Annotated in this window: 1 protein-coding gene; it reads right to left on the bottom strand. The window is 74.4% G+C overall.

The window, feature by feature from the left end:
* Positions 1-523, bottom strand: a 523-nt coding sequence (locus NS220_RS18715; RefSeq protein ID WP_206543050.1) for a hypothetical protein, incomplete at both ends; no start/stop codon positions are given.

Raw genomic sequence — 523 nt, 5'->3', positions numbered from 1 at the left:
CCCCCGGCGTGCCCCACCCGCAGCGATGAGGCCGCGACGAGCGCGTCCGCGCGACGCCGGAGCGCGGCGGTGCGCTTCGCGAAGGTCGCGAGATCCAGCGGCTTCTCGGGGGCTCCGCGCTCGTGCACGCGCGCCCGGGCGTCGAGGAGCTCGCGGGCGAGCACCTGCTCCTCATGGGCGAGCTTCAGGCTCTTGTCGCGGATCGCCGCCCTGTCCTTCTCCAGCTTCTCCTTGACGTCCTTCGCCACGTGGCGCGCACGGCCCCGGGCCCCGCGGTCGAGCTCTGCGCCGGCGATGTCGACGTGGGCGTCGAGCAGGTCGAGCTCGAGGACGACGCGGGCGAGCTCGAGCCTGGCCCGGGAGAAGGTTCTCCGGCGGTTCCGCTCTCGCGCGAGGTAACGCGCCCACAGCACCAGCATGAAGAGCCCGACGAGCAGCGGCAGCGCCGCGACCGAGACCCAGAGCACAGGCGACCGAGGGCCTCCGTCGAACGCGCGAGACGCCGCCGTCAGCGCCGCGCCGA

The organism is Microbacterium testaceum (assembly GCF_001476655.1).
In the GTDB taxonomy this organism is placed as follows: domain Bacteria; phylum Actinomycetota; class Actinomycetes; order Actinomycetales; family Microbacteriaceae; genus Microbacterium; species Microbacterium testaceum_C.
This window is presented reverse-complemented; position numbering and strand designations above follow the sequence as displayed.